General features: G+C 71.7%; 4 protein-coding genes and 1 pseudogene. 3 read left to right on the forward strand and 2 right to left on the reverse strand.

Annotated elements, in window-relative coordinates; genetic code table 11:
• Window positions 1-237 precede the first annotated feature (237 nt).
• On the forward strand, window positions 238-360 hold the full coding sequence (locus tag E7Z54_RS24270; protein WP_346763557.1) for a hypothetical protein: 123 nt from the start codon (window positions 238-240) through the stop codon (window positions 358-360).
• 14 nt (window positions 361-374) lie between these two features.
• Here E7Z54_RS24270 and E7Z54_RS24275 read toward each other — a convergent pair.
• Window positions 375-515, reverse strand: a pseudogene (locus E7Z54_RS24275) (FmdB family zinc ribbon protein); the annotation flags it as partial.
• A 104-nt stretch (window positions 516-619) separates the two neighbouring features.
• On the opposite strand from E7Z54_RS24275, the gene E7Z54_RS21150 reads away from it, so the two are divergent.
• Window positions 620-3,307, forward strand: a complete 2,688-nt coding sequence (locus E7Z54_RS21150) for a penicillin acylase family protein (RefSeq protein ID WP_240769822.1) — start codon at window positions 620-622, stop codon at window positions 3,305-3,307.
• Here E7Z54_RS21150 and E7Z54_RS21155 read toward each other — a convergent pair.
• Window positions 3,304-3,897 (reverse strand): 5-formyltetrahydrofolate cyclo-ligase, encoded by a 594-nt coding sequence (locus E7Z54_RS21155; protein WP_240769823.1) that lies wholly within the window; start codon window positions 3,895-3,897, stop codon window positions 3,304-3,306. The genes E7Z54_RS21150 and E7Z54_RS21155 overlap by 4 nt on opposite strands.
• Window positions 3,898-3,920: 23 nt before the next feature.
• Here E7Z54_RS21155 and E7Z54_RS21160 point away from each other — a divergent pair, with 23 nt between their 5' ends.
• Window positions 3,921-5,318: a UTP--glucose-1-phosphate uridylyltransferase gene (locus E7Z54_RS21160; RefSeq protein ID WP_136436714.1), complete on the forward strand. Its 1,398-nt coding sequence runs from the start codon at window positions 3,921-3,923 to the stop codon at window positions 5,316-5,318.
• Window positions 5,319-5,436: the final 118 nt, after the last annotated feature.

Genomic DNA, 5,436 nt, shown 5'->3' on the forward strand with positions numbered 1-5,436 from the left:
GGCGCGACGGAGCGAAGGGACGCGGCGACCGCCACGCCGACCAGGACCGCCGCGATCAGCCGGCGCCGGCGCAGCAGACGTCGTCGTACCGAGGAGAGAGCGTCGGCGGCGCGGCGCGTCCACGGGCGCGCAGGCAGGTCCCGAGAGTCCATGCGAGCGACGGTAGGTCGCTCGACGCCCGCGTGCAGGCGTCATCCACAGGATCAGGAAGCAGGGGAGGCGGCAGCTGCAGAGGTCGTGCCGGAGCCCGACGAGCTCTCCGTGGACGAGCTCGACGCGGGCGACGGGCTGGAGGCCGCGCTCGCTGCGGTCTCGGCCGGCGAGGCGGACGTGCTCGAGGAGCGGCTGTCGGTCTTGTAGAAGCCGGACCCCTTGAACACCACGCCGACGGAGTTGAAGACCTTGCGCAACCGTCCGGTGCACTCGGGGCAGGTCGTCAGCGCGTCCTCGCTGAAGCTCTGGAATCTCTCGAAGGCGTGACCGCAGTCGGTGCACAGGTACTGGTACGTGGGCATCGGCAGATCTCCGGGGCGTTCGGGACTCAGAGTGCCTAGCACTCTCGACTATCGAGTGCCAATAGTACGTCACGGTGGGGGCAGGCGGCACAATGACGCCCACCATGGCGGAGGGAATCACCGGCGCTGGCGTCGGCACCGAGGGCAGCGGCCACCGAACCGGAAGGTTCCGGTCCTGGCCCGGCCCGTTCCGGTGGATGACGTACCTGGCTGTCGCGACGGCGCTCGCGCTGGTCGCGGGACTCGCGACAGCCGTGGTGGTCGTGCGCCGCCCGTGGCCGCAGACCGGCGGCGAGGTGGTGATCGCCGGGCTCCACGGCGAGGTCAAGGTGATCCGCGACGACCACGGCATCCCCCAGGTCTACGCCGACTCCCTGCACGACCTGATGCTCGCGCAGGGCTTCGTGCACGCGCAGGAGCGGTTCTTCGAGATGGACCTGCGACGACACGCGACGGCGGGGCGGCTGTCCGAGCTGTTCGGCGAGGCCGGGCTGGAGAGCGATCTGGTCGTGCGGACCCTGGGCTGGCGTCGCGTCGCCGAGAAGGAGCTCACCCTGCTCCGGCCGGACACCCGCGACGCCCTGGACGCCTACGCCGAGGGGGTGAACGCCTACCTGGAGGGCCGCTCGCTCTCGGAGGTCTCCCTCGAGTACGCGCTTCTCGACCTCGGCGGCCTGGACTACCAGCCCGCGGACTGGACGGCCGTCGACTCGGTCGCCTGGCTCAAGGCGATGGCCTGGGACCTGCGCGGCAACCTCGAGGACGAGCTGGGCCGCGCCCTGGCAACGGAGGCCGTCGGGCCGAAACGGTCCGAGGAGCTCTATCCTCCCTACCCGTTCGACGAGCACCCGCCCATCGTCGACCAAGGTGCCCTCGTCGACGACGTCTTCGAGCAGGACGCGACGGCCACCGGCACCCGGCTCCCGCAGCGCCCGCCGCCCGGCGGCCCGGACGTCACCGCGGCACTCGCGGGCGTGCGAAAGGTGCTGGCCGCCGTACCGCCGATGCTGGGGAGCGGCGACGGCATCGGCAGCAACGCCTGGGTCGTGGACGGCGAGCACACCAGCACCGGGGCGCCGATCCTCGCGAACGACCCCCACCTCGGGACCTCGCTGCCCGGTGTGTGGATGCAGGTCGGCCTGCACTGCCGGGAGATCACGGCGGACTGCCCGATCGACGTGGCCGGCTTCAGCTTCTCCGGCGTGCCGGGCGTGGTGATCGGGCACAACCGCGACATCGCCTGGGGCTTCACCAACCTCGGCGCCGACGTGACCGATCTCTACGTCGAGCGGGTGACCGAGCGGACGTGGCAGTACGGCGGGGCCGAGCGCCCGCTCGGCCGCCGGGACGAGGTGATCGAGGTCCGCGACGGCGACCCGGTCGAGCTGACGGTGCGCTCGACCGCGCACGGCCCGCTGCTCTCGGACCTGGTGAACCTCGACGACGAGCTGGACACCGTCGAGCTCACCGAGGACGGCTTGGCCGAGCAGGTGGACGGCGTCTCGGGCGCCGACGTGCTCCCCGGCCGGCAGGCCGAGCAGGACGGCACGTGGGACCACGAGGTCGCCCTCGCCTGGACCGCTCTGGAGCCGCGGCCCACGGCCGACGCGCTCCTGGCGCTCAACGCCGCGACCGACTGGCGGTCGTTCCGCACGGCCCTGTCGGACTTCGCGGTTCCCGGCCAGAACGTCGTGTACGCCGACCGTGAGGGCCGCATCGGCTACCAGGCCACCGGGCTCGTCCCGATCCGCAAGTCCGGCAACGACGGGCTGACTCCCGCGGCCGGGTGGCGCCCGGAGACCGGCTGGACCGGGAAGTATGTGCCCTACGAGGCGTTGCCGAACCTGAGGGACCCGGAGTCCGGCGTGATCGCCACCGCGAACCAGGCCGTGATCGACCCGGCCCGCTACGCGCCGTACCTCACCGCCGACTGGGACCGCGGCTACCGCTCGTCGCGGATCGGGCGGCTGCTGGCGGCCGACGACCAGCTGAGCGTCGCGCGGATGGGGTCGATCCAGCTGGACGACTGGAGCTCGATCGGGGAGACGCTGACGCCCTACCTTCTCGACGTGAAGCTGCCGCAGGGCTACGAGTCCGACGGGCAGCGGCTGCTGCGGTCGTGGAACTTCCGACAGGGCCCGGAGAGTGCGGCCGCCGCGTACTTCAACGTCGTGTGGCGGGAGGTGCTCGCGCGGACCTTCGGTGACGAGCTGACCGGTCCGCTCGCGCCCGACGGCAGCGACCGGTGGTTCGCGGTGGTCTCCCGGATCCTTCCCACGGCGCGCGACCCGTGGTGGGACGACGTCGAGACGGAGGCCGAGGTCGAGACCCGCGACGACATCCTGCGGGCGGCGATGGAGGCCGCGCGCGACGAGCTCACCTCGCGCCAGTCGCCCGACCCGGACGAGTGGAGCTGGGGCGCGCTGCACCGCCTCGAGCTGCGGTCCTCGACCCTGGGTGAGTCGGGCATCGGGATCGTCGAGCGGATGTTCAACCGCGGCGGCTGGAAGATCGGCGGTGGCGGTTCCCTGGTCAACGCCACGGCGTGGGAGGCCACCGAGGGGTACGACGTCACGGCCGCGCCGTCGATGCGGATGGTCGTCCCGCTGGACGACCTCGACGCGGCACGCTGGATCAACCTGACCGGCGTCTCGGGGCACGCCTTCCACGAGAACTACACCGACCAGACCGACCTGTGGGCGCGCGGCGAGACCCTGCCGTGGGTGTTCTCCGCCGGGGCGGTCGAGGAAGCGGGCGAGGACGTGCTGACCCTGGTCCCGCCCGGAGGCTAGAACCGGGTGACGCCGCTCGGGGTCGCCGCGGCGGTGACTGGCCGGTCGTGCGGCTCGGCGGGCAGGTCGGCCACCAGCTCGTCGTCGTACAGCAGGACGCAGGTGAAGGTGCCGACCGGGACCCGGCCGAGGGTGCGGTCGTAGGAACCGCCGCCGCGGCCGAGCCGGATGCCGGTCCGCGAGGCGGCGAGGCCGGGCACGAGCACCACGTCGGCGGTGGCGATCGCGTCGACGCCGATCGGGGCGCCGACCGGCTCGAGCAGCCCGCGCCGCGCGGGGGCCAGCGAGGTGGGACCGTGGTAGACCGCCCAGTCGAGGTCGTTGTCGGGCATCAGGACGGGCAGGATCACCCGCTTTCCGGCCGCGACCAGCCGGTCCAGGAGCACCGTCGTGCCGGGCTCGGTGCCGACGGAGACGTAGCAGGCGACGGTGGCGGCTCGCCGTACCTCCTCGGCGGTGAGGAGGACCGCGGCGATGGCCCGCGCGGCCTCGCCGACCTCGGCCAGCGGCCGTCGTCGTCGGACCGTCAGCAGCTGGTCCCGCAGCGCGATCTTGCGGGTCATCTCTGGACTGAGTTGCGGATCGATCACCGGACCAGCCTACGATCGATGACATGGGTACAACTGGCCGTAGCGGTGGCTTGGAGATGGCGCGGGCGAAGATGGCCGACGCCGGCGTGGACCCCGTCGCGATCGACACCTTCGCTCACTACTACCGACTGCTCGAGCACGGCGAGACGGGACTGATCCCCGAGTCGTCGATCGAGCCCGTCGACATCGAGAGCCTGGCGGACGCGCAGGTGCCCGACGAGGTCGCCTCCGACGCGCTCGGGAGGACGGTCACCATCAAGCTCAACGGCGGCCTCGGCACGTCGATGGGGATGGACCGCGCGAAGTCTCTGCTCTGCGTGCGACGCGGGCTCTCGTTCCTCGACATCATCGCCCGCCAGACGCTGCACCTCCGCAAGGAGTACGGCGCCCGGCTGCCGCTGGTCTTCATGAACTCCTTCCGCACCTCCGAGGACACGCGCGCCGCGCTGGCGCGCTACGAGGACCTGCCGGTGGAGGGGATGCCGATCGAGTTCCTGCAGAACAAGGAGCCGAAGCTGCTGCTGCCGGACCTGCTGCCGGCCAGCTGGCCCAAGGACCCGGACATGGAGTGGTGTCCGCCCGGCCACGGCGACATCTACACCGCGCTCCGCGGCAGCGGCCTGCTCGACCAGCTGATCGAGCAGGGCTACCGCTACGCCTTCGTCTCGAACTCCGACAACCTGGGCGCCGTGGCGGACCCCCGGGTCGCGGGCTGGTTCGCCCAGTCGGGAGCGCCGTTCGCGATCGAGGCGGTTCGTCGTACTCCCTCCGACCGCAAGGGCGGTCACTTCGCGCGCCGCAGGCAGGACGGCCGGATCGTGCTGCGCGAGACCGCGCAGACCGCCAAGCACGACCTCGAGGCGCTGGCGGACCTGACCCGCCACAAGTACTGCTCGACGAACAACCTCTGGTTCGACCTGCGAGCGATGAAGGCCAAGCTCGACGAGCGCGAGGGCATCCTCGGACTGCCGCTCATCCGCAACGAGAAGACCCTGGACCCCGCGGACCCGACCACACCACGGGTGGTGCAGGTGGAGACCGCCATGGGCGCGGCGATCGAGGTGTTCGCGGACGCGCAGCTGATCGAGGTCGGCCGGGAGCGGTTCATCCCGGTCAAGACGACCAACGACCTGCTCGTGCTCCGCTCCGACGTCTACGAGATCCAGCCGGACTTCTCGCTCCATCAAATCGCCGCCAACGTCCCCTTCGTCGACCTCGACAGCGACCACTACAAGCTCGTGGGTGAGTTCGACAAGCGGTTCCCCGACGGAGCGCCGTCCCTGGCCAAGGCGGAGTCGCTGGAGGTCGACGGCGACTGGACCTTCGGCCACGGCGTGAAGGTGGTCGGGTCGGTGAAGCTCGAGGGTCGCGGTGCCCAGCGGGTCCCTCCCGGCGAGGTGCTCGCCGGGGCGGATGGCTGAGGCCCGGACGAGCGTCGAGGAGCACCTCGACCGCGTCCTCGCCACGATCACCGCGCTGCCGCCGGTCGAGGTGACCCTCGCCGAGGCCGCGGGTCGGGTGCTCGCCGCCGACGTGGCC

Origin of the sequence: Nocardioides sp., from assembly GCF_004803405.1 — a bacterium.
GTDB lineage: Bacteria > Actinomycetota > Actinomycetes > Propionibacteriales > Nocardioidaceae > Nocardioides > Nocardioides vastitatis.